We start from the raw sequence: 21,065 nt of genomic DNA, 5'->3' as shown, positions 1-21,065 counted from the left end.
CCAGGCCCGCGACTGGCGTGGCGGGCCTGTTACAAGGCTAGCCTTACTTGACGCGCTGGCCTGGCTTGGCGCCGCTGTCCGGGCTGAGCAGGTAGATTTCCTCGCCGCCGGGGCCGGCGGCCAGCACCATGCCTTCGCTGACGCCGAACTTCATCTTGCGCGGGGCCAGGTTGGCCACGTACAGGGTCAGGCGGCCTTCCAGCTTGCTCGGGTCCGGGTAGGCGGACTTGATGCCGGAGAACACGTTGCGCTTCTCGTCGCCGATATCCAGCGACAGGCGCAGCAGCTTGTCGGCACCCTCGACGAACTCGCACTTCTCGATCAGGGCGATACGCAGGTCGACGGCGGCGAAGGCGTCGAAGTTGATCTCGGCGGCCAGCGGGTCCTTGGTCAGCTCGCCATTGCCGGCTGGCTTGGTGGCTTCGGCGGCGAGGTCTTCCTTGGAGGCTTCGGTCATGGCTTCGATCTTCGCGGGTTCGATACGGGTCAGCAGCGGGTTGAACGGGTTCAGCTGGTGGTCGGCCAGCGGGGTGGCCAGATCGTCCCAGGTCAGCGGGGCGACGTTGAGGAAGGCCTCGGCGTCGGCCGCCAGCTTCGGCAGCACCGGCTTGAGCAGGATCACCAGCTGGCGGAACAGGTTGACGCCCAGGGCGCAGATGTCCTGCACCTCGGCCTGCTTGCCTTCGACCTTGTTCAGAGCCCACGGCGCCTTGTCGGCGATCCAGGCGTTGGCGCGGTCGGCCAGGGCCATGATCTCGCGCATGGCGCGGGAGAAGTCACGGGCCTCGTAGGCTTCGGCGATGCTCGGCGCTGCTGCCTGGAAGGCGGCCCACAGCTCCGGCTCGGGGTTGGCGTTGACCAGCACGCCCGCGTTGCCCTTGTGGATGAAGCCGGCGCAGCGGCTGGCGATGTTGACCACCTTGCCGACCAGGTCGGAGTTGACCTTCTGCACGAAGTCCTCGAGGTTCAGGTCGAGGTCGTCCACGCCGCGGCTGAGCTTGGAGGCGTAGTAGTAGCGCAGGTATTCCGGGTTCAGGTGGTCCAGATAGGTCCTGGCCTTGATAAAGGTGCCGCGCGACTTGGACATCTTCTGGCCGTTGACGGTCAGGTAGCCGTGCACGTTGACGCCGGTCGGCTTGCGGTAGCCGGCGCCTTCCAGCATCGCCGGCCAGAACAGGGCGTGGAAGTTGACGATGTCCTTGCCGATGAAGTGGTACAGCTCGGCCGTCGAGTCCTTGTTCCAGAAGGCGTCGAAGTCCAGCTCCGGGCGCTTGCTGCACAGGTTCTTGAAGCTGGCCATGTAGCCGATTGGCGCGTCCAGCCAGACGTAGAAGTACTTGCCCGGCTCGTCGGGGATCTCGAAGCCGAAGTACGGCGCGTCGCGGGAGATGTCCCACTCCTGCAGGCCTCCATCCAGCCATTCGGCGATCTTGTTGGCCACGGCGTCCTGCAGGGTGCCGGAGCGGGTCCAGGTCTTCAGCATGGCCTCGAAGTCGGGCAGCTTGAAGAAGAAGTGCTTGGAGTCCTTGAGCACCGGCACGGCGCCGGAGATGGCCGAGCGCGGGTTCTTCAGCTCGGTCGGCTCGTAGGTGGCGCCGCATTTCTCGCAGTTGTCGCCGTACTGGTCCTCGGCCGCGCATTTCGGGCAGGTGCCCTTGATGAAGCGGTCGGCGAGGAACATGCCCTTCTCGGGGTCGAAGTACTGGGTTACCGAGCGGGTGGCGATGTGCCCGTTGTCGCGCAGCGCCAGGTAGATGGCGGCGGACAGCTCGCGGTTCTCTTCCGAGTGGGTCGAGTGGTAGTTGTCGAAGTCCACGCCGAAGTCGGCGAAGTCGGCCATGTGCTCGGCGCGGACGTTGTCGATCAGCTGTTCCGGGGTGATGCCTTCCTTCTCGGCGCGCAGCATGATGGCCGAGCCGTGGGCGTCGTCGGCGCAGACGTAGATGGCCTGGTTGCCGCGCAGCTTCTGGAAGCGCACCCACATGTCGGTCTGCAGATACTCGAGCATGTGGCCGAGGTGGATCGAGCCGTTGGCGTAGGGCAGGGCGCTGGTGACGAGAATCTTGCGGGCTTCGGACATGATGAGCAGGCCGTACAGGTGAATCGAGGGAAGTCGGCCACTATATAGGCGCGGCGGTTTTTTTTCATCCGTACCGGGCGCGGCCCTGGGGTAATATGCCCGCCTGTTTTGCTCTGCCTTTCGGAGTTGCCCCATGAGCGCCGTCACCCGCGAAGCGGTCGAAGCCCGCCTGCGTCAGTTCACCGATCCCCATCTGAATCAGGACCCGGTCAGCGCCGGCTGCCTGCGCGAAGTCGACATCCAGGGTGGCAAGGTCGCCGTGCGCCTGGAGCTGGGCTATGCCGCCGGGCTGTTCAAGAGCGGCTGGGCGCAGATGCTGCAGATGGCCCTGGAAGGCCTGGACGGCGTGGAGTCGGCGCGGGTGCAGGTCGATGTAGCGATTGCCGCGCACAAGGCCCAGGAGCAGGTGCCGGCCCTGGCTGGGGTGAAGAACATCATCGCCGTGGCCTCCGGCAAGGGCGGCGTGGGCAAGTCCACCACCGCCGCCAACCTGGCCCTGGCCCTGGCCCGTGAAGGCGCCCGCGTCGGCATTCTCGACGCCGATATCTACGGCCCCAGCCAGGGCATCATGTTCGGCATCGCCGAAGGTACCCGTCCCAAGGTGCGCGACCAGAAGTTCTTCGTGCCGCTGGAAGCCCACGGGGTGCAGGTGATGTCCATGGCCTTCCTCACCGACGACAACACTCCGGTGGTGTGGCGCGGGCCGATGGTCTCCGGCGCGCTACTACAGCTGGTGACCCAGACCGCCTGGGACGACCTGGACTACCTGATCGTCGACATGCCGCCGGGCACCGGCGATATCCAGCTGACCCTGGCGCAGAAGGTACCGGTGGCAGGCAGCGTGATCGTCACCACCCCGCAGGACCTGGCCCTGCTGGACGCCAAGAAGGGGGTAGAGATGTTCCGCAAGGTCAACATCCCGGTGCTCGGCGTGGTGGAGAACATGGCCGTGCACATCTGCTCCAACTGTGGCCATGCCGAGCACCTGTTCGGCGAAGGCGGCGGCGAGAAGCTGGCCGGTCAGTACGGTGTCGACCTGCTGGCCTCGCTGCCGCTGTCGATGGCCATCCGCATGCAGGCCGACGGTGGCAAGCCCACCGTGGTGGCAGACACCGAGAGTCAGATCGCCATGATCTACCAGGAGATGGCTCGCAGCGTCGGCGCGCGCATCGCCCAGTCCGGGCTTGGCGCGCAGGCCATGCCGACCATCGAGATCAGCGACGACTGACCGTCGCTGATAGGTGCGAGCTTTGCTCGCGAAGCTTTCACGTAGAGCCTTCGCGAGCAGAGCCCGTTCCTACCGGGCTTCCGACGGAGGCCTTTGAACCGCGCCCTGCCTCCCGGTAAGATGCGCGATCATTTTTCAACCACTGCTTTCAGGACTCCCGCCATGAGCATCAAATCGGACAAGTGGATTCGCCGCATGGCCCAGGATCACGGGATGATCGAGCCTTTCGTCGAGCGCCAGGTGCGCACCGAGGGCAACGAGCGCCTGATCTCCTACGGCGTTTCCAGCTACGGCTACGACGTACGCTGCGCCGACGAATTCAAGGTGTTCACCAACATCCACTCGGCCACCGTCGATCCGAAGAACTTCGACGAGAAGAGCTTCGTCGATGTGAAAGGGCCGGTGTGCATCATTCCGCCGAACTCCTTCGCCCTCGCCCGCACCGTCGAGTACTTCCGCATCCCGCGTGACGTGCTGACCATCTGCCTGGGCAAGAGCACCTACGCGCGCTGCGGCATCATCGTCAACGTCACCCCGCTGGAACCCGAGTGGGAAGGCCACGTGACCCTGGAGTTCTCCAACACCACCACCCTGCCGGCGAAGATCTACGCCAACGAGGGCGTGGCGCAGATGCTGTTCCTGCAGTCCGACGAGGCTTGCGAAGTGTCCTACGCCGACCGTGGTGGCAAGTACCAGGGCCAGACCGGCGTGACCCTGCCGAAGACCTGATCGGCGCCGCCATGAAAAAAGCCGGGCTCGCCCGGCTTTTTTGTGCCCGCGGTTTGGCTCAGGTGCCTTCCGACCGCGACTCCTGGATCTGCACGGGTGGCGTATCGACCCATTGCCAGAACAACTTGTAGCCCACCGCCAACACCACCGGGCCGATGAACAGGCCGATGATGCCGCCGCTGAGCATGCCGCCCAGGGCGCCGATCAGTACCACCGGCATCGGCACGTCGACGCCGCGCCCCAGCAGCAGGGGCTTGAGCACGTTGTCGACCAGGCCGGCGAGCATGGTGTAGATGGTGAAGACGATGGTCGCCAGGGTCGGCCCTTCGCTGTAGAAGACGAAGGCGATCACCGGCAGGGTGATCAGCGGCAGTGGCAGCTGCATGATGCCCAGCAGCAGGACGCCCATCGCCAGCAGCCCCGCGCCGGGGACGCCCATGACCACGAAACCGATGCCGAGCAACAGCATCTGCACGAAGGCGATGCCGATCACGCCCTGGGCCACGGCGCGGATGGTCGAGGTGCACAGCGATACGAAATGTCCGCTGCGCTCGGGTGCGATGATGCGCGCCGCGATGCGCTGGGCGCTGCGGTGGCCGTTGTCGCCGTAGGCCATGATGATGGCGCCGATGACCAGGGCGGCGATGAAGATCAGGAAGCCGGCGCCGGCCCCGGCGATCTTGCCGAGCAGGACCAGGGTCACATCCTTGATATAGGGCGCCAGGCGTTGCAGCAGGCTGGTCAGATCGGACGAGGCCTGCTCCCAGAAACCGTGCAGCGACTCGCCGATCAGCGGCCAGCCGGCGACGGAATCGGGCGGCGAGGGGATGCGCAGCGAGCCGCTTTTCACTGTGTCGATCGCCACCTCCACCGAGTCGCTCAGCGAGGCGCCGAGCAGGTAGATCGGCAGCATCAGCAAGGCCATGGCGATCAGCACGATCAATGTGGCGGCTCGGCTGTCGCTGTTGCCCAGATGCGGCCTGAGCAGGCGGTGCAGCGGGTAAAGGGTGATGGCGAGGATCACCGACCACAGCATCAGGCTGAGGAAGGGGTGGAACACTTCATAGCAGGACACCACCAGCGCGGCGATGAGTCCGGCGCGGATCAAGGTGTCGAGTAGAGTGCGAGGCAGGTGTCTGTCCGAGTCGATGGGCGACATGGGGCGGTCCTTGGCGGCGGCGGATGGCATGCGTCAGCATAGCCGGCCAGCGGACCGCGGCCCGTCTGCAATGGGAGGGATTCACCATGAATTTAGGGAAATGGGCCGGTTGCCTGCTGCTCAACTGCGCCGCCACCCTGGCCCAGGCCGAGCTGAGCCTGCGCACCGATGGCGAGGTGTTCGGCCTGGCGCCCCGCGCGCCGCCGGCCGCCTTCGTCAAACACCTCGGCGCGCCGACTGCCGAACTGCCGCTGCAGCAGGGGCGACGTGGCCTGTTGTATGGCAATGCGCTGCTGCTGGTGTTCGAAGGCGAGCGCCTGCGCGAAGTGCGTTGCTGGAAGGTGGCGCAGTTCACCGACGAACTTTTCGTCGGCTGGCTGCAGGACGTGGAGAGTAAAGGCCAGCCCGAGGGCTTCGTGGTCGACGATCGGCTGCGCCTGGGCATGCCGCGGCAGCAGGTGAGCGATGTCCTGGCGGGACTGGAGGGGGCGGGGGACGAGCGTTCCGATCTGGTGCAGAAGAACGGCCGGCAGATCTGGCTGGGCTACGGTCCGGCGCCGGACTACCACCTGGGCGACAACCCCGACCAGTCGGTGCTGGTGTCGATCAGCGTGCTGTTCGAGCAACCCTGACGCACGAAAATGCAGTGAATTTCTCCCGCCTCGGCGAACTCTACCGCTCAGAGTTAGCCGAGGAGGGCATCTCATGTACGCGACACTGACTCACTTCTTCCCGCCAGGCCCGCGTGGCTGGCAGCTGAACGGCGCCATTCCCGGCCAGCCTGATCCGGATATCCCTGATCAGCCCGGCAAGCCCGACCTGCCGCAGCCCCCGGGTGAGCCGACCATTCCCGACCAGCCGCCACCGGCGCCGATAGCCCGCTACTGAGGCGGGCTGGACGCGGGTTATGGCACCAGCGGCAATTCGCGCTTGTGGCGCGTGTTGTCGTAGGTGCGCACGATGGTGGCGTAGGCCTCTTCACTGACCTTCTGACCGTGCAGGAATGCGTCGATCTCGGCGTAGCTCACGCCGTGGGCTTCTTCGTCCGGCTTGCCCGGGCGTAGCTCTTCCAGGTCGGCGGTCGGCGTCTTCTGCACCAGGTGTTGCGGTGCGCCCAGGTACGCGGCGATGGCGCGTACCTGGCCTTTCACCAGGCCGGAGAGCGGGGCCAGGTCGCACGCACCGTCGCCGAACTTGGTGAAGAAGCCCATCACCGCCTCGGCGGCGTGGTCGGTGCCGATCACCAGGCCATTGTTGGCGTTGGCGATGGCGAACTGGGCGACCATGCGGATGCGCGCCTTGATATTGCCGTTGACGAAGTCGCGGCGCGGCTCGGCGAGCTTCTGCAGATCTGCGACCTGTTCGCCCAGGCCGAGCACGCTGGGGGCGATGTTGACCGTGTCGTTGATGTCGGCACCGACGAATTTCAGCGAGTCCTGGGCATCGTGCTCGTCATGCTGGGTCTTGTGCGGCAGGCGCACGGCGATGAAGCGGTAACCGCCATCGCCGGTCTCGGCCCGTAGCTCCTCGACCGACAGCTGGGCCAGGCGCCCGGCGGTGGTGGAGTCGACGCCACCGCTGATGCCCAGCACCAGTACCTTCAGGCCCGAACTCTTGAGCGTGTTCTTGATGAAGTTCTTGCGCCGCTCGATCTCCGCCACCAGGGCGGCCTCGTCGGCGAAGGGCGGTACCACGTCCAGGGCGGCGGCGATTTCGGCTTGGCGGTTGCTCATGGCTGGGTCCTCATACGCGGAAAACATGTTTCAGGTAGCTGACGAAGTTCTCGTCGCGGCACTGGGTCTTGCCCGGTGTGTCGGAAATCTTGGCGACGGGCTGGCCGTTGCAGGCGGTCATTTTGATCACGATGTTCATCGGCTCGACGCCGGGGATATCGCAGGTCAGTTTGGTGCCGACGCCGAAGCTTACGTGGATACGACCGTGAAGTGCACGGTAGAGCTGCAGCGACTTTTCGAAGTCGAGGCCGTCGGAGAACACCAGCGTCTTGCTCATGGGGTCAATGCCCAGCTTCTCGTAGTGGGCGATGGCTTTTTCCGCCCACTGCAGCGGGTCGCCGGAGTCGTGGCGCAGGCCGTCGAACAGCTTGGCGAAGTACAGATCGAAGTCGCGCAGGAAGGCATCCATGGTGATGCAGTCGGTCAGTGCGATGCCGAGCAGGCCGCGGTATTCGCGCACCCAGCAGTCCAGGGCGGCGCTCTGGCTGTCGATCAAACGCGGGCCGAGCTGCTGGTGGGCCATCAGCCACTCGTGGGCCATGGTGCCGAGGGGCTTGAGGTCCAGCTCGCGGGCCAGGTGCACGTTGCTGGTGCCGACGAAGCGCCCGGGGAAGTCGCGCTTCATGATCTTCACCATCTGCTCCTGCACCCGGTAGGAGAAGCGCCGGCGGGTGCCGAAGTCGGCGACCTGGAAGCCGTCCAGCTCATCGGCCGAGGCCTCGCGCTTGAGCCAGTCGAACTTGTCGTACAGGCGCTCGCTGGCCTGCTCCAGCAGCACCTCGCGGTAGCGATAGCGGTTGCGCACCTCGCTGATGATGGCAAGGAGCGGGATCTCGTAGAGGATCACGTGCAGCCAGGGCCCGCGCAGGCGGATGCACAGCTGGCCGTCCTCGATGGCGGTTTGCACGTGGCGCGGGTTGAAGCGGAACAGGCCGAGGAAACGGATGAAGTCCGGCTTCATGAACGGGATGCGTTCGAGGAAGGCCAACTGGTCGGCGGTGACTTCCAGCTCGGCCAGGCGCTCGATCTGGTAGCGGATCTCGGCCAGGTAGGGCGTCAGGTCCTCGGCGTTGCGGCAGCGGAACTCCCACTCCACCTCGGCGTTGGGGTAGTTGTGCAGCACCGCCTGCATCATCGTCAGCTTATAGAAGTCGGTGTCCAGCAGGTTCTGCACGATGCGCTCGGCGAATACGCTCTCGGTCATCTCAGTTGTCTCCATCCATGTTCAGTGCCGCATCCAGCTCATCCAGGCTGGCGTGCAGGGCGATGCCGGCGGCGCGCATCGCGGCGCAGGCGCTGTTGGCGGTGTCCTCGGCGATCGCCCGGCAGGCCGGCAGGTACACATCGACCAGGAAGCCGGCGCGGCGCAATTGCAGGGCGGTGGTCTTCACGCAGTAGTCCAGGGCCAGGCCGCCGACCAGCACGCGGTTCACGCCATTGTGCCGGAGAAACTCGATGACGCCCGTGCTGCGTTTCTCGGCCAGGTCGTGGTAGCAGGCGCCGTAGGGGTGCAGGTCCGGCTCCACGCCTTTCCACACGAAGTAGTCGTAGTCCAGCGGGGCGGGCAACTCGTCGAGCAGCTCGAAGCCCGGCGTGCCCGGCACGCAGTGGCTGACCCAGGACAGGTCGGCATTGGCCAGCGGCAGCGGCTTGAGCATCTCCGCGTGGCTCGGCGCGACCCAGGCGGCCTGCGGGCTGTGCGCGTCCTTGCTACCCAGGCGCATGACAGCGCGTTCGGCCAGTTGGTTGAGGGCAGGGGCTATGGCATCGCCGCCGGGAACCGGCAGCTCGTTCGGGCACAGGGGAGTGAAGCCCTTTTGCGCATCGACGTCGAAGCTGGCGATTTTCATCTTGGCATTCCTTGTTGCCGTGAAGGTGGTTACATATTCCATCTGATGAAATAAGTTGGCAAGCGCTTTTTACCGGGACGGATGAAATTCTGTGAGTTATTCGTCAAGATGAAATAAGTCGCTGGAATTCGAAGGAGAGGAACATGGCTGCCGCCGAAGTGCTGGCCGGGGTGGACATCGTGGCGCTGCGCCTGGGGGAAGAGGGCGCGCTGCAGCTGCTGCTGATTCGCCGTGGCCAGGCGCCGTTCGAGGGGCAATGGGCACTGCCCGGCGTGCTCGTCAACGGCCGTTGCGCCGACGCCAGCCTGGATGCCGCCGCCGAGCGCGCGTTGCAGGACAAGGCGCGCATCGCCCCGCATCACCTGGAACAGGTGGCCACCGTGGGCAACGCGGTGCGTGATCCGCGGGGCTGGTCGCTGTCGACCTTCTACCTGGCGCTGCTGGCGCCGGACACCGAGCTGCAGGGCGATGACCTGCGTTTCGTCCCCCTGGACCAGGTGCTGGGCGAAGAACTGCCGTTGCCGTTCGACCACGTCCAACTGGTGGTCCAGGCCGCCGAGCGCCTGGCCGGCAAGGCGGTGTACACCTCGCTGCCGCTGTACCTGTTGGCGCCGCGTTTCACCGTGACCGAGGCGCTGGCCGCATTCCAGGCCAGCCTCGGCCAGGCGGTGCAGCACACCACGCTACGCGGCCGGCTGGAGAAGATGAAGCAGCATGGCTGGATCGCGGATACCGGCGAGAAGAACCAGCCGAAGATGGGCCGCCCGCAGAACCTGCTGGAGCACCGGCCGCAGGCCGCCGGAGGGTTCATCTTCGACCGCAGCGTGCTGTCCTGATGTGAACTTGGCCGGGCTGTCGGCTACGCTGCGAGAACTCCCTAAGCACAGTCGTCCGTCCCGGCGGGCAGTGGAAGTCATCCCCATGAAGCGCCCTCTTTCCGTCCTGGCCCTGCTCCTCAGCTGTAACGCCTTGCCGGTCGGCGCCGCCGGGCTCGCCGCCGAGCTGGTGGACGGCCAGGGCCAGCCGCTGGTCAACGCCGTACTCAGCCTCAAGGGCGTGGGCGCCTCGACGCACAACGAGCCGGCGATCATGGACCAGCGCGACAAGCAATTCGTGCCCAGCGTGCTGGCCGTGCGCAGCGGCACCGCGGTGAAATTCCCCAACAGCGACGACATCCGCCACCACGTCTATTCCTTCTCGCCGACCAAGCGCTTCGAGCTGCGCCTGTACAAGGGCACGCCCAGCGAGCCGGTGCTGTTCGACAAGCCCGGCGTGGTGGTGCTCGGCTGCAATATCCACGACTGGATGGTCGGCTACGTCTACGTCACCGACGATCCCTGGTTCGCCGTCAGCGATGCCCAAGGCCGGCTGATCCTCGACGGCCTGCCCGCGGGCAGCTACCAGGTCACCCTGTGGCACCCGCAGCTGCAGAACATGCTGCCGCTGAATGCCGGCAGCCTCGACGTGCCGGCGGCCGGGCTGAGCCAGCGCTTCCCGCTGCAGCTGGCTGGTGGTGCGGTGGCACCCGCTGCGCCCAAGCCCAGTGCCTTTGGCGAGGCCTTCAGGAAGGCGGCGAGTGAAGTTCAGCCATAGCTTTCAGGCGCGCATCGCCGGGGTCCTGATCATCCTCCTCTCGGTGGTGGTCGGCGCGCTGTACTTCTCGGTCAAGGCCGCCACCGGCGCGGCGGTGCAGAGCCAGTTGCGCGAGGACCTCGAGGTCGGCGGCCGGGTGCTGGAGCAACTGATCGAACTGCGCGGCAGCCAGTTGCGCGATGCCGTGCAGGTGCTGGCGGCCGACTTCGGTTTCAAGGACGCGGTGGCCAGCGGCGACGGCGACACCATTCGCTCGGCGCTGGCCAACCATGGCGCGCGGATCAATGCCGACGCCGTGTTGCTGCTGGCGCTGGACGGCAGCCTGCAGGTCAGCAGCGACCCGCGCATCGGCGCCGCGGCGGCCGAGCGCCTGGCCGGCCGGGTAGTCGAGCAGGCCGGGCAGGGCGCCCAGGTGTTCCTTCTGCCGGTGGAAGGCGAGGTCTACCTGCTGGTGGCTTCCGCCGTCAGCGCGCCGCTGCCGATCGCGCGGGTGGTGATGGGTTTCCACATCGACGAAAGCTTCGCCCAGGAGCTGCGTGAACTGACCCACCTGGAGCTGACCCTGGTGTCCATCGAGCGGGGCGCGGCCACCGGCTGGATCAGCACCCTGCCGCCCAGCGTGCACGGCCGCCTGCGCGAGGAGATCCTGCAGCAGAAGCAGGACAGCGGCAGCCGCCTGCTGCAGGCCGGCGACCAGCGCTACCTGGGCGAATGGCGCAACTTGGCCAGCGCGGGCGACTATCAGGTGCTGGCGCTGCTGCACAAATCCCTGGACCAGGCCGAGCAGGCCTTTGCCCCGCTGGATCACGACATCCTGCTGATCGCCCTGGCCGCCTTCTTCGGTTCCCTGCTCGGCGCGTTGCTGCTGGCACGCAGCCTGGCGCAGCCGGTGCAGGAGCTGGCGCGCGTGGCGCGGCGCATCGGCCGGGGCGATTACTTCAGCCCCATCGCCCTGCAGCGCCGCGACGAGCTGGGCAGCCTGGCCCAGGCCTTCACCAGCATGCAGGAGGGCATCGCCGAGCGGGAGCGGCAGCTGGCCCACAACGCCCTGCACGATGCCCTGACCGGCCTGCCCAACCGCACCCTGGCCCTGGAGCGGCTGGGCAGCGCGATCAGCGCGGTGCGGCCCACCGCGCTGCTGCATATCGGCGTGGGCAACTTCCGCACCATCCTCGACAGCTGTGGCGCCGACGGTGCCGACCTGGCCCTGCAGCAACTGAGCCGGCGCCTGCAGGCCATCCTGCGCCCCGGCGACAGCCTGGCGCGGCTGGTCAACGACGAGATGCTGCTGATGCTGGAGAACAGCGACAGCGATAACGCCATCGCCGCGGCGGACCGTCTGCACCAGTTGCTGCTCAAGCCAATGCGCGTCGGTACCCTGGACGTCGCCCTGGACTGCAGCATCGGCATCGCCGCCTATCCCGCCCATGGCGACAGCCCGGACGACCTGCTGCGCCGTGCCGCCATCGCCATGCAGGACGCCGCCCAGCAGTCCGGGCGTCTGGAGCTGTACCAGGAAGGCCGCGACGACGCCCACCAGCGGCAGATCAACCTGGTGCGCGATCTGCGCCACGCCGCCGAGCGCGGCGAGCTGATCCTCTACTACCAGCCCAAGCTGGATATTTCCGCGCGCCGGGTGCATGGGGCCGAGTGCCTGCTGCGCTGGAACCACCCGCATTACGGCATGGTGTCTCCCGGCGAGTTCATCCCGCTGGCCGAGCGCACCGGCAGCATCCAGCTGCTCACCACCTGGGTGATCGGCGAGGCGCTGCGCCAGCTCCACGCATGGAACGGCCATGGCCTGGTCATGCAGGTGTCGCTGAATATCTCCGCCGAGGACCTGGGCGATCTGCAGCTGGCCGAACGGGTCCGGCGACAGCTGGTGGAGCAGGGCGTGGCAGCCGAGCAACTGGTGTTCGAGATCACCGAGAGCGCCATGATGCGCGACCAGCAGCGCGCCCTGGATGTACTGCTGCGCCTGCGCGCCTGCGGCATCCAGCTGTCGGTGGACGACTTCGGCACCGGCTATTCGTCCCTGGCCCAGCTCAAGCGCATGCCGGTGCAGGAGCTGAAGATCGACCAGTCGTTCATCCGCGAGCTGGACGAACACAGCGAGGATGCGGTGATCGTCCGTTCGACCATCGAGATGAGCCACAGCCTGGGCCTCAAGGTGGTGGCCGAGGGTGTGGAACTCGCCCCCATGCTGGAACTCCTGGCGCGCTGGGGCTGCGATACCGCCCAGGGTTATCTGATCGGCAAGCCGATGCCGGCCGCCGCTTTCGAGCAGTGGTTGCGGCAATGGCAGGGCTCCCCACTGGCAAAGGTCTTCTGAGCATGCGCACACGCCTGATCGTCTTTCTCTGCGGCCTGTTGCCGACGCTGGCCGGCGCCGAGCAGGGGCGCCTGCTGGCTACCGGCGGCGCGACCAGCATCGACGGCGCGGCCGGCGGCGGCATCGTGCCCTGGGCGGTGCTGGCCGGTTACGGTGAGGAGGGCGAGTGGGGTGCCACCGGCTTCCTGACCCGGGTGGAGACCGGCGACTACCGCCTGGACGTCGGCGGCCTGGCCGTGTCCTACGGCAACCGGGTCGAGCTGTCCTACGCCCGCCAGCGCTTCGACCTGGGCACCCTGGCGCGCGACCTGAGCCTGCCAGACAACAGCCTCAGCCAGGACATCCTCGGCCTCAAGGTGCGTCTGTTCGGCGACCTGATCTATGACCGCTTGCCGCAGGTGTCCCTGGGCATCGAGCACAAACGCCAGAAGGACTTCCTGGTACCCAGCCTGGTCGGCGCCCAGCGCGACGAGGACACCGAGGCCTACGTGGCCGCCAGTCGCCTGCTGCTCGGCGCCGCCTTTGGCTATAACCTGCTGCTCAACGGCAACCTGCGCTACAGCCGGGCCAACGAGCAGGGCCTGCTGGGCTTCGGTGGCGACCGCCGCGACGAGCATTCGCTGCTCAAGGAAGGCTCCATCGCCGTGCTGCTCAACCCGCGTTGGGCCGTGGGCGTGGAGTACCGCGAGAAGCCGGACAACCTGAGCTTCGCCGGCGAGAGCGACTGGTCCGACCTGTTCGTCGGCTATTTCCCCAACAAGCACCTGGCCGTGGTGCTGGCCTACGCCCGGCTCGGTGAGATCGCCGGCCTCGATCATCAGGACGGGGTCTACCTGTCCCTGCAGGGGAGCTTCTGATCATGCGCGGATTGTCGATCATCCTGGCCTTGCTGCTCGGCGCCTGCGCCGCCAGCCCGCCGCCACCCAAGGACGACAGCCTGTATCGCGGCCTGGGCGAGCACCAGGGCATCACCCGTATCGTCGAGGGCATGCTGCTCAACGCGGCGCGCAACCCGCGCATCACCCATCACTTCGCCGACATCGATATCGAGCGCCTGCGCGACAAGCTGATCGAGCAGATCTGCGTCGAGGCCGGCGGCCCCTGCGTGTACACCGGCGACAGCATGGAGGAGAGCCACAAGGGCCTGAACATCGACCGCGGCGACTTCAATGCGCTGGTCGAGGACCTGATCGACGCGATGGAGGCAGAGGGTGTCGCGGTGCCGGTGCAGAACCGCCTGCTGGCGCGTCTGGCGCCGATGCGCGGGCAGATCATCGAGCGCTGATCGCTTCCCAGCCTGCGTGCGTGGCGCGAGATAGACCCTTTGCCTGGGCCAAGTCGGCGAATCTGAGCTATCACTGAAGGCGGAGCACCATCACGGAGCCGGCGGATGGCCGGGGAGGCAGGGACATGAGGTTCTCGATCGGGGCGAAGCTGTGGATCAGCTTCTGCGCGATTCTGCTGGTCATTGTCGTCATCGGCGGCATTTCCTACCGCAACACCCTCAACATGCTGGAGACCTCGCGCTGGGTCGCCCATACCCATGAGGTGGTGGCACAGCTGAACACCGTGCTGTCTCTGGTGCAGGACGCCGAGACCGGCCAGCGCGGCTTCCTCATCACCGGCGCCGACCGCTACCTGCGGCCCTATGCGGACGCGTTGCCACGCCTGGACCGGGAACAGCGCAACCTGCGCCAGCTGACGGCCGACAACCTGCAGCAGCAACAGCGTCTGGACCGGCTCGAGCCGCTGATCGAACAGCGCCTGCAGTCCCTGCGCGAGACCATCGAACTGAGCCGCCAGCAAGGCTTCGAGGCGGCTCGCGAGCGCGTGTTGACCGACCAGGGCAAGCAGCTGATGGGCGACATTCGCGCGCTGGTCGCCGAACTGATCGCGGAGGAACAGCGCCTGCAGGGGCTGCGGGATACCGCCGCTGCCGAGAGCGCCAGCACTTCGCAGAGCGCCATCCTCATCGGCCTCATTCTCTCTGTGCTGTTGGTGGTGGCCGCCGCACTGTTTCTTACCCAGCACATCGCGCGTCCGCTGCGTGCGGTCAGCGAGGTGGCTGACCGGGTTAGCGTGGGCAACCTGGCCGTCGAACTGCCCATCAGCCGGCGCTCGGACGAGATAGGTGCATTGCAGGTGGCCATCGTGCGCATGCTGCAGTCGCTGCGGCAGACCGCCGAATCGGCGCGGCAAATCGCCGCCGGCAACCTGGCCGTGGAGGTGCAGCCGCAGTCGCGCGACGACCAGTTCGGCCATGCCTTTGCCGACATGCTCCAGGCCCTGCGCCATGTGGCCGAGTCGGCGCGGCAGATCGCCGCCGGCAACCTGGCCGTGGAGGTGCGGCCGCAATCCGCCAGCGACCAGTTCGGCCAGGCCTTCGCGCGCATGCTCCAGGCCCTGCGGCAGATGGCCGAATCGGCGCGGCAGATCGCCGCCGGCAACCTGACCATCGAGGTGCAGCCACAGTCGCCTGGCGACCTGCTGGGCAACGCCTTTGCCCAGATGCTGGTGGACCTGCGCCAGATCAATGGCGATATCCGCAGCGGCATCGGTGTGCTCACCGATTCGGCCAGCGAGATCGCCGCCGGTGCCTACCAGATCGCCAGCGGCACGGCGGAAACCGCCACCGCCATCAGCGAAACCAGCGCCACCATGGAGGAGATCAAGCAGACCGCGCTGCTCTCCAGCCAGCGTGCGCTGTCGGTGTCGCAGGCGGCGCAGCGCTCGTTGCAGGTGTCGCAGGACGGCCGTCGCGCGGTGGACGAGGTGGTGGAGGGCATGCGCCGCATCCAGCAGCAGATGGAGCAGGTCGGCGAGAACATCACCCACCTGGCCGAGCAGGTGCAGACCATTGGCGAGATCATCGCCACGGTCAACGACCTGGCCGAGCAATCCAACCTGCTCGCGGTCAACGCCTCCATCGAGGCGGCCAAGGCCGGCGAGCAGGGCAAGGGCTTCTCGGTGGTGGCGCAGGAAGTGAAGAGCCTGGCCGAGCAGTCCAAGCAGGCCACGGTGCAGGTGCGCGGCATTCTCGGTGAGATCCAGCGCGCCACCAGCAGCACGGTGCTGGCGGCGGAGCAGGGCAGCCGCGCGGTGAGCGAGGGGGTCAAGCAGTCCGGCCAGGCCGGCGAGGCGATCCGCCTGCTGTCGCTGAACATCGACGAGGGCGCCCAGGCGGTGGCCGAGATAGCCGTGTCGGCCCAGCAGCAACTGGCCGGCATGGACCAGCTGGTGCTGGCCATGGAGAGCATCCGCGAGGCCAGCAGCCAGAACATGTCCAGCTCCAAGCAGGCCGAGGCGGCCGCCCAGGGCTTGCACCAGCTGGGGCAGAAGATGAAGGGCATGCTCGCGCGCTTCCAGATCTGAGTCAGCTCCGGAGTTTTTCGCAAAAACTCCGGAGTTTTTCGCAAGAAGCCGTCATGCCGCTGTCACTAGAGTCCTGCATCCCGCTCCGGATGCGCGCGTTCGCGTTGCGCTTGTGCCGCCGGAGCCATGGACTAAACCCAAGGTAGAGGCCGCGCTATTGCCGTCGGTCGGCATCCTCATGGGGCCCGGTCAATGGGCCCTGTCGTCGTTTCCGGGAGGGGAGTGGCGTGATGGGGCGCCGCCGGTGGGCGTCTACCTGTACAGCCCCGGCCCAACGGCCGGGGAATCGAGTGTCCGTCACGAGCGGGCGCGTTTGCCAACCCAGTCGCGGCCAACCCCGCGGCCATAACAACAAGCGAGAGGGCATCGTCCCATGACAGCTAGCACCCCCATGCTGATCACCTTCGTGGTGTACATCGCCGCGATGGTCCTGATCGGCCTCGTCGCCTACCTGCGTACCAAGAACCTGTCCGACTACATCCTCGGTGGCCGCAGCATCGGCAGCTTCGTCACCGCCCTGTCTGCCGGCGCCTCCGACATGAGCGGCTGGCTGCTGATGGGCCTGCCGGGCGCGATCTTCGTCGCCGGCATCTCCGAGAGCTGGATCGCCATCGGCCTGGTCGTCGGCGCCTACCTCAACTGGCTGTTCGTCGCCGGCCGTCTGCGCGTGCAGACCGAGCACAATGGCAACGCCCTGACCCTGCCCGACTACTTCACCAACCGCTTCGAAGACAACAGCCGCATCCTGCGCATCTTCTCTGCCCTGGTGATCCTGGTGTTCTTCACCATTTACTGCGCCTCGGGCGTGGTCGCCGGTGCCCGTCTGTTCGAAAGCACCTTCGGCATGAGCTACGAGACCGCCCTGTGGGCCGGTGCCGCCGCCACCATCGCCTACACCTTCATCGGTGGTTTCCTGGCAGTGAGCTGGACCGACACCGTGCAGGCCACCCTGATGATCTTCGCCCTGATCCTCACTCCGGTGATGGTGATGGTCGCCACCGGCGGCATGGACAGCACCTTCGCTGCCATCCAGCTGGAAGACGCCACCAACTTCGACATGCTCAAGGGCGCCACCTTCATCGGCGTGATCTCGCTGATGGCCTGGGGCCTGGGCTACTTCGGTCAGCCGCACATCCTGGCGCGCTTCATGGCCGCCGATTCGGTCAAGTCGATCCCGGCCGCCCGCCGCATCTCCATGACCTGGATGATCCTCTGCCTCGGCGGCGCCGTGGCTGTGGGCTTCTTCGGCATCGCCTACTTCTCCGCCCATCCGGAACTGGCTGGCCCGGTCAGCGAGAACCCGGAGCGTGTGTTCATCGAACTGGCGAAGATCCTGTTCAACCCGTGGATCGCCGGCATCCTGCTGTCCGCCATCCTCGCCGCGGTGATGTCCACCCTCAGCTGCCAGCTGCTGGTGTGCTCCAGCGCCCTGACCGAGGACTTCTATAAGGCCTTCCTGCGCAAGGGCGCCAGCCAGAAAGAGCTGGTCTGGGTCGGCCGCGCCATGGTGCTGCTGGTCGCCATCATCGCCATCCTCCTGGCCTCCAACCCGGATAACCGCGTACTGGGCCTGGTGTCCTACGCCTGGGCCGGCTTCGGTGCGGCCTTCGGTCCGGTGGTGATCCTCTCCGTGCTGTGGAAGGGCATGACCCGCAATGGCGCCCTGGCCGGCATGATCGTCGGTGCGGTGACCGTGGTGGTGTGGAAGAACTGGATCGGTCTGGGTCTGTACGAAATCATCCCGGGCTTCATCCTCGCCACTCTGGCCATCGTGCTGTTCAGCCGCATCGGCAACGCGCCGTCCGCCGCCATGAACAAGCGCTTCGACGAAGCCGAGCAGGAATACCAGGACGCCCACCTGTAATACCCCACGCGTAGGCGGCCGGTCGTCCGTCCACGCGTTCCGCTCCGTCGGCAGCCATCCCTCATCGGCTGGCGACGGGGCACCACGTACGACCTTTAGTGCTTTACGGCCCACGTCTCCCGGCGATGGGCCGTTTTTTTGCCCGCGAGAAACACCCCGCCTGGCTTAGAATGCGCGGCCTAGCCGTTTTCGCACATCTGCCATGAATTCTTCCGCCATCGCCCTCCTGCAACAGCATCTCGACCAGGCCTTCGCCTGCCTGCCCGATGAGGCGCGCCGGCTGTTCCATGGCCGCTGCCGGCAATGGCCGGGGCTGGAGCATGTCACCGCCGACTGGCTGCAGGGCGTGCTGCTGGTGGCGCTGTTTCGTGAGCCCGAGGCGCAGCCGCTGGCCGGGCTGAAAGACATGCTGCTGCAGTTCGCCGCCACGCCGGCCTGGGCGCGCAGCGGCGCGTGCCACCTGCTGCTGCAGCACCGCTACACGGCCGACAGCGCCACCGAGTACCTGGTGGGCGAGGCCATCGACGGCGGCGAGATCGAAGAGGGTAGCCTGCGCTATCTGCTCGATTTCGGCCGCAAGCAGAACAACGGCCTGTTCCTCGACATGCGCCTGGGCCGCCAGTGGGTGCGCGAGCAGGCGGCCGGGCAGCGGGTGCTCAACCTGTTCGCCTACACCTGCGGCTTCTCGGTGGCGGCCATCGCCGGCGGCGCGCAGAAGGTGGTCAATCTGGACATGTCGCGCCCGGCCCTGAGCCGCGGCCGCGACAACCATCGGCTGAATGGTCATGAACTGTCGCGGGTCAGCTTCCTCGGCCACGACTTGTTCAATTCCTGGGGCAAGCTGCGCAAGGACGGCCCCTTTGATCTGATCATCGTCGACCCGCCGAGCTTCCAGAAGGGCAGCTTCGTGCTGACTCGCGACTACGCCAAGATCATGCGTCGCCTGCCGGACCTGCTGGCGCCGGGCGGGCGGGTGCTGGCCTGCGTCAACGACCCGGCCATCGCGCCCACCTTCCTCATCGACGAGATGGCCCGCGAGGCGCCGCAGCTGCGCTTCGTCGAGCGCCTGGCCAACCCGCCGGAGTTCGCCGACAGCGACCCGGACGCCGGACTCAAGGTGCTGCTGTTCGGCAACGCCTAGCTGCGCTGCACGCGGCGCCATTGGCTCGGCGGCAGGCCGACCAGGCGCGAGAACACCCGTGCCAGGTGGGCCTGGTCGGCGAAGCCACAGTCCAGTGCCACTTCGGCGATGGAACGACCTTCGCCGCCCAGCAGGGCCTTGGCTCGTTCGATGCGCAAGTGCGTACGCCACTGCTGTGGCGAATAACCGGTGCTGCCGTGGAAGGCGCGGGAAAAGTGGCTGCGCGACAGGCCGCATTCGGCCGCAAGGCGGGCAATCGACAGCTCGCCGCCGAGATTGCTGGCGATCAGCTCCTTGGCGCGGCGCTCCTGCCAGGGTGCCAGGCTCGCCGACTGCTGACGCCGCCGTTGGCTGATCTGCGCGTACAGGGCAAGCATCACCTCGTCGATCAGTTTGCCTTCTGTCGGCACCTGTTCGGCGTGGGTGGTGGTTGCCAGACTGCCAAAGGCGCAGTCAAAGCTTTCAGTGCGCGATTGGCGATTGCGCTCGGTGGAGTTGCCGCTGGTGTCGATCAGCAGCTTCTCGATCGCCGAGGGCGGTAGGCAATTCGACCCGTTGCCCGAATAGTTGATGCCGATGTTGCCCTTGAGGCGGCCTCCCGAATAGACCAGCCTGCCGCCGCGCCAGGAGCGGTGGGAAATGAACTCCTTGAGCTCGATGGTGACGGTGAAATCGCCATCATCGACTGTGCCCTGTTTCGCGTGCCGTCGCTCAGCCCCGCGCTCGTCCCGTGTTCCGTCGTTGCCCATACGACGTGCTCCTTGTAACCGGTGGGGCGCGCCTTTCTCCTCCTGGCGGGTGGTCATCGGCCTTCTGCGAAGCCTGTGCAGACCGCGGCCGCCTATGGCGCGCAACGTTATGGCAGGGAAACATCATCGCGCCGAGGGCGCGCGGCAGAAACCCGCTTATGGGGACATCGACTGCCAAGGGAGGGCTATGAACGGACAGGACTAGCCGAACTGGTGGCGGTATTGCGCCGGCGTCAGCCCCAGGCGTTCGCTAAACAGCAGGCGCATGCAGCGCACACTGCGAAAACCGCTGCGGAAGGCCACGGTTTTCAGCGGCAGCTCGCTGGTTTCCAGCAGCTGTCGGGCGCGGTCGATGCGCGCGTTCTGCACGAACTCCATGGGTGTGACTCCGGTCTCGCGGACGAACACACGAGCGAAGTTTCGTGCGCTCATGCCGGCGATGGCGGCCAGGCTTTCCACGCTGAGTTCGCCGTCCAGATGCTCCAGCACGTGCTGTTGCACATGGCTGATTGGCGAGGCTTCGCGCGCCACTTCCGCCAGCATGGGGCTGAACTGCGCCTGGCCACCCTGGCGCTTCATCGCCACCAGCAGCACTTTGGCCACGCTCACCGCGATATGCCGCTCGTGATCCTCGGCGAGGATAGCCAGCGCCATGTCGATGCCGGCGGTCACGCCGCCAGAGGTGAACAGGCGGTCGTCGCGGATGAAGATCTGGTCGGTACCGATGCAGGCCGAAGGGTGGCGGCGCGCCAGGCGCTCGGTGTAGTTCCAGTGGGTAGTGGCCTGGCGGCCATCGAGCAGGCCGGCCTCGCCGAGAATGAATGCCCCGGTGCAGATCGAGCCGTGGCGACAGGAGGCGCCGGCGGCGTCGCGCAACCAGGGCAGCAGCTTGCCGTGTTCGCCGTTGTAGGCGCCTGGGCCGCCTGGCACCAGCAGCAGGTCGAACGCCTGGGGCGCCTCGCTCAGGCGGTAGTCGGCCAGCAGTTGAATGCCATTGGAGGCGCGTATGTGCAGGTCATCGCTGCTGCTGACGGTGCTGATGCGGTATTGCGCGTCTGGCGGCAGGTAGCGGTTGGCGATGGAAAACACCTCGATAGGCCCCGCCACGTCGAGCAGCAGGACATCGGGAAATAGAAGTATCGCCACGCTTTTCATCGGTCGCGCCGCTCTGGCATCAGGGTTAGAGCCGCAAGCTTAGCAGCCCTGCGCACCCTGAGAAGTCGACCTAGGTAGCA

19 protein-coding genes are annotated in these 21,065 nt (G+C 66.6%); 12 read left to right on the top strand and 7 right to left on the bottom strand.

Annotation, left to right across the window (positions count from 1 at the left end):
• Window positions 1–43: 43 nt before the first annotated feature.
• Window positions 44–2,080, bottom strand: coding sequence for a methionine--tRNA ligase (metG, locus tag N7607_RS16770; protein ID WP_279866052.1), 2,037 nt, complete (start codon window positions 2,078–2,080; stop codon window positions 44–46).
• A 133-nt stretch (window positions 2,081–2,213) separates the two neighbouring features.
• Here metG and apbC point away from each other — a divergent pair, with 133 nt between their 5' ends.
• The gene (gene apbC / locus N7607_RS16765) at window positions 2,214–3,308 is read left to right on the top strand and encodes an iron-sulfur cluster carrier protein ApbC (protein ID WP_279866051.1); all 1,095 of its coding nucleotides are present in this window, start codon (window positions 2,214–2,216) and stop codon (window positions 3,306–3,308) included.
• A gap of 162 nt (window positions 3,309–3,470) precedes the next feature.
• Window positions 3,471–4,037, top strand: a complete 567-nt coding sequence (dcd, locus tag N7607_RS16760) for a dCTP deaminase (protein WP_279866050.1) — start codon at window positions 3,471–3,473, stop codon at window positions 4,035–4,037.
• 58 nt (window positions 4,038–4,095) lie between these two features.
• Here dcd and N7607_RS16755 read toward each other — a convergent pair whose 3' ends face one another.
• On the bottom strand, window positions 4,096–5,196 hold the full coding sequence (locus tag N7607_RS16755; protein ID WP_279866049.1) for an AI-2E family transporter: 1,101 nt from the start codon (window positions 5,194–5,196) through the stop codon (window positions 4,096–4,098).
• Between the two features lie 86 nt (window positions 5,197–5,282).
• On the opposite strand from N7607_RS16755, the gene N7607_RS16750 reads away from it, so the two are divergent.
• Window positions 5,283–5,828: a hypothetical protein gene (locus N7607_RS16750; protein WP_279866047.1), complete on the top strand. Its 546-nt coding sequence runs from the start codon at window positions 5,283–5,285 to the stop codon at window positions 5,826–5,828.
• 73 nt (window positions 5,829–5,901) lie between these two features.
• Window positions 5,902–6,084, top strand: a complete 183-nt coding sequence (locus N7607_RS16745; RefSeq protein WP_279866046.1) for a hypothetical protein — start codon at window positions 5,902–5,904, stop codon at window positions 6,082–6,084.
• 17 nt (window positions 6,085–6,101) lie between these two features.
• Here N7607_RS16745 and nadE read toward each other — a convergent pair whose 3' ends face one another.
• The 3 genes from nadE to N7607_RS16730 are packed head-to-tail and all read right to left on the bottom strand — an operon-like array spanning window position 6,102 to window position 8,779.
• Window positions 6,102–6,929: an ammonia-dependent NAD(+) synthetase gene (gene nadE, locus N7607_RS16740; RefSeq protein ID WP_279866045.1), complete on the bottom strand. Its 828-nt coding sequence runs from the start codon at window positions 6,927–6,929 to the stop codon at window positions 6,102–6,104.
• Window positions 6,930–6,939: 10 nt separating this feature from the next.
• On the bottom strand, window positions 6,940–8,133 hold the full coding sequence (gene pncB, locus N7607_RS16735; RefSeq protein WP_279866044.1) for a nicotinate phosphoribosyltransferase: 1,194 nt from the start codon (window positions 8,131–8,133) through the stop codon (window positions 6,940–6,942).
• 1 nt (window position 8,134) lies between these two features.
• On the bottom strand, window positions 8,135–8,779 hold the full coding sequence (locus tag N7607_RS16730) for a nicotinamidase (protein WP_279866043.1): 645 nt from the start codon (window positions 8,777–8,779) through the stop codon (window positions 8,135–8,137).
• Between the two features lie 143 nt (window positions 8,780–8,922).
• Here N7607_RS16730 and N7607_RS16725 point away from each other — a divergent pair, with 143 nt between their 5' ends.
• From N7607_RS16725 to N7607_RS16690, 8 genes are all read left to right on the top strand, one after another.
• Entirely contained in the window at window positions 8,923–9,615 is a 693-nt protein-coding gene (locus N7607_RS16725; protein WP_279866042.1) for an NUDIX hydrolase, read from the top strand.
• An 85-nt stretch (window positions 9,616–9,700) separates the two neighbouring features.
• Window positions 9,701–10,372 (top strand): methylamine utilization protein, encoded by a 672-nt coding sequence (locus N7607_RS16720; RefSeq protein WP_279866041.1) that lies wholly within the window; start codon window positions 9,701–9,703, stop codon window positions 10,370–10,372.
• Entirely contained in the window at window positions 10,356–12,704 is a 2,349-nt protein-coding gene (locus tag N7607_RS16715) for an EAL domain-containing protein (protein ID WP_279866040.1), read from the top strand. The genes N7607_RS16720 and N7607_RS16715 overlap by 17 nt, the downstream gene beginning before the upstream one ends.
• Window positions 12,705–12,706: 2 nt before the next feature.
• Window positions 12,707–13,561, top strand: a complete 855-nt coding sequence (locus tag N7607_RS16710) for a DUF3034 family protein (RefSeq protein ID WP_279866039.1) — start codon at window positions 12,707–12,709, stop codon at window positions 13,559–13,561.
• A 2-nt stretch (window positions 13,562–13,563) separates the two neighbouring features.
• The gene (locus N7607_RS16705; RefSeq protein WP_279866038.1) at window positions 13,564–13,989 is read left to right on the top strand and encodes a group 1 truncated hemoglobin; all 426 of its coding nucleotides are present in this window, start codon (window positions 13,564–13,566) and stop codon (window positions 13,987–13,989) included.
• 125 nt (window positions 13,990–14,114) lie between these two features.
• Window positions 14,115–16,076, top strand: a complete 1,962-nt coding sequence (locus N7607_RS16700; RefSeq protein WP_279866037.1) for a CHASE3 domain-containing protein — start codon at window positions 14,115–14,117, stop codon at window positions 16,074–16,076.
• Window positions 16,077–16,449: 373 nt separating this feature from the next.
• On the top strand, window positions 16,450–17,940 hold the full coding sequence (gene putP, locus N7607_RS16695) for a sodium/proline symporter PutP (protein ID WP_279866036.1): 1,491 nt from the start codon (window positions 16,450–16,452) through the stop codon (window positions 17,938–17,940).
• A 202-nt stretch (window positions 17,941–18,142) separates the two neighbouring features.
• The gene (locus tag N7607_RS16690; protein ID WP_279866035.1) at window positions 18,143–19,081 is read left to right on the top strand and encodes a class I SAM-dependent methyltransferase; all 939 of its coding nucleotides are present in this window, start codon (window positions 18,143–18,145) and stop codon (window positions 19,079–19,081) included.
• Here the strand turns inward: N7607_RS16690 and N7607_RS16685 are convergent.
• Window positions 19,078–19,830, bottom strand: coding sequence for an AraC family transcriptional regulator (locus tag N7607_RS16685; protein WP_279866034.1), 753 nt, complete (start codon window positions 19,828–19,830; stop codon window positions 19,078–19,080). The genes N7607_RS16690 and N7607_RS16685 overlap by 4 nt on opposite strands.
• Before the next feature lie 201 nt (window positions 19,831–20,031).
• On the bottom strand, window positions 20,032–20,985 hold the full coding sequence (locus tag N7607_RS16680) for a GlxA family transcriptional regulator (protein ID WP_279866032.1): 954 nt from the start codon (window positions 20,983–20,985) through the stop codon (window positions 20,032–20,034).
• Window positions 20,986–21,065 lie beyond the last annotated feature (80 nt).

This window comes from Pseudomonas sp. GD04019, from assembly GCF_029837695.1.
Lineage (GTDB): Bacteria > Pseudomonadota > Gammaproteobacteria > Pseudomonadales > Pseudomonadaceae > Aquipseudomonas.
This window is presented reverse-complemented; position numbering and strand designations above follow the sequence as displayed.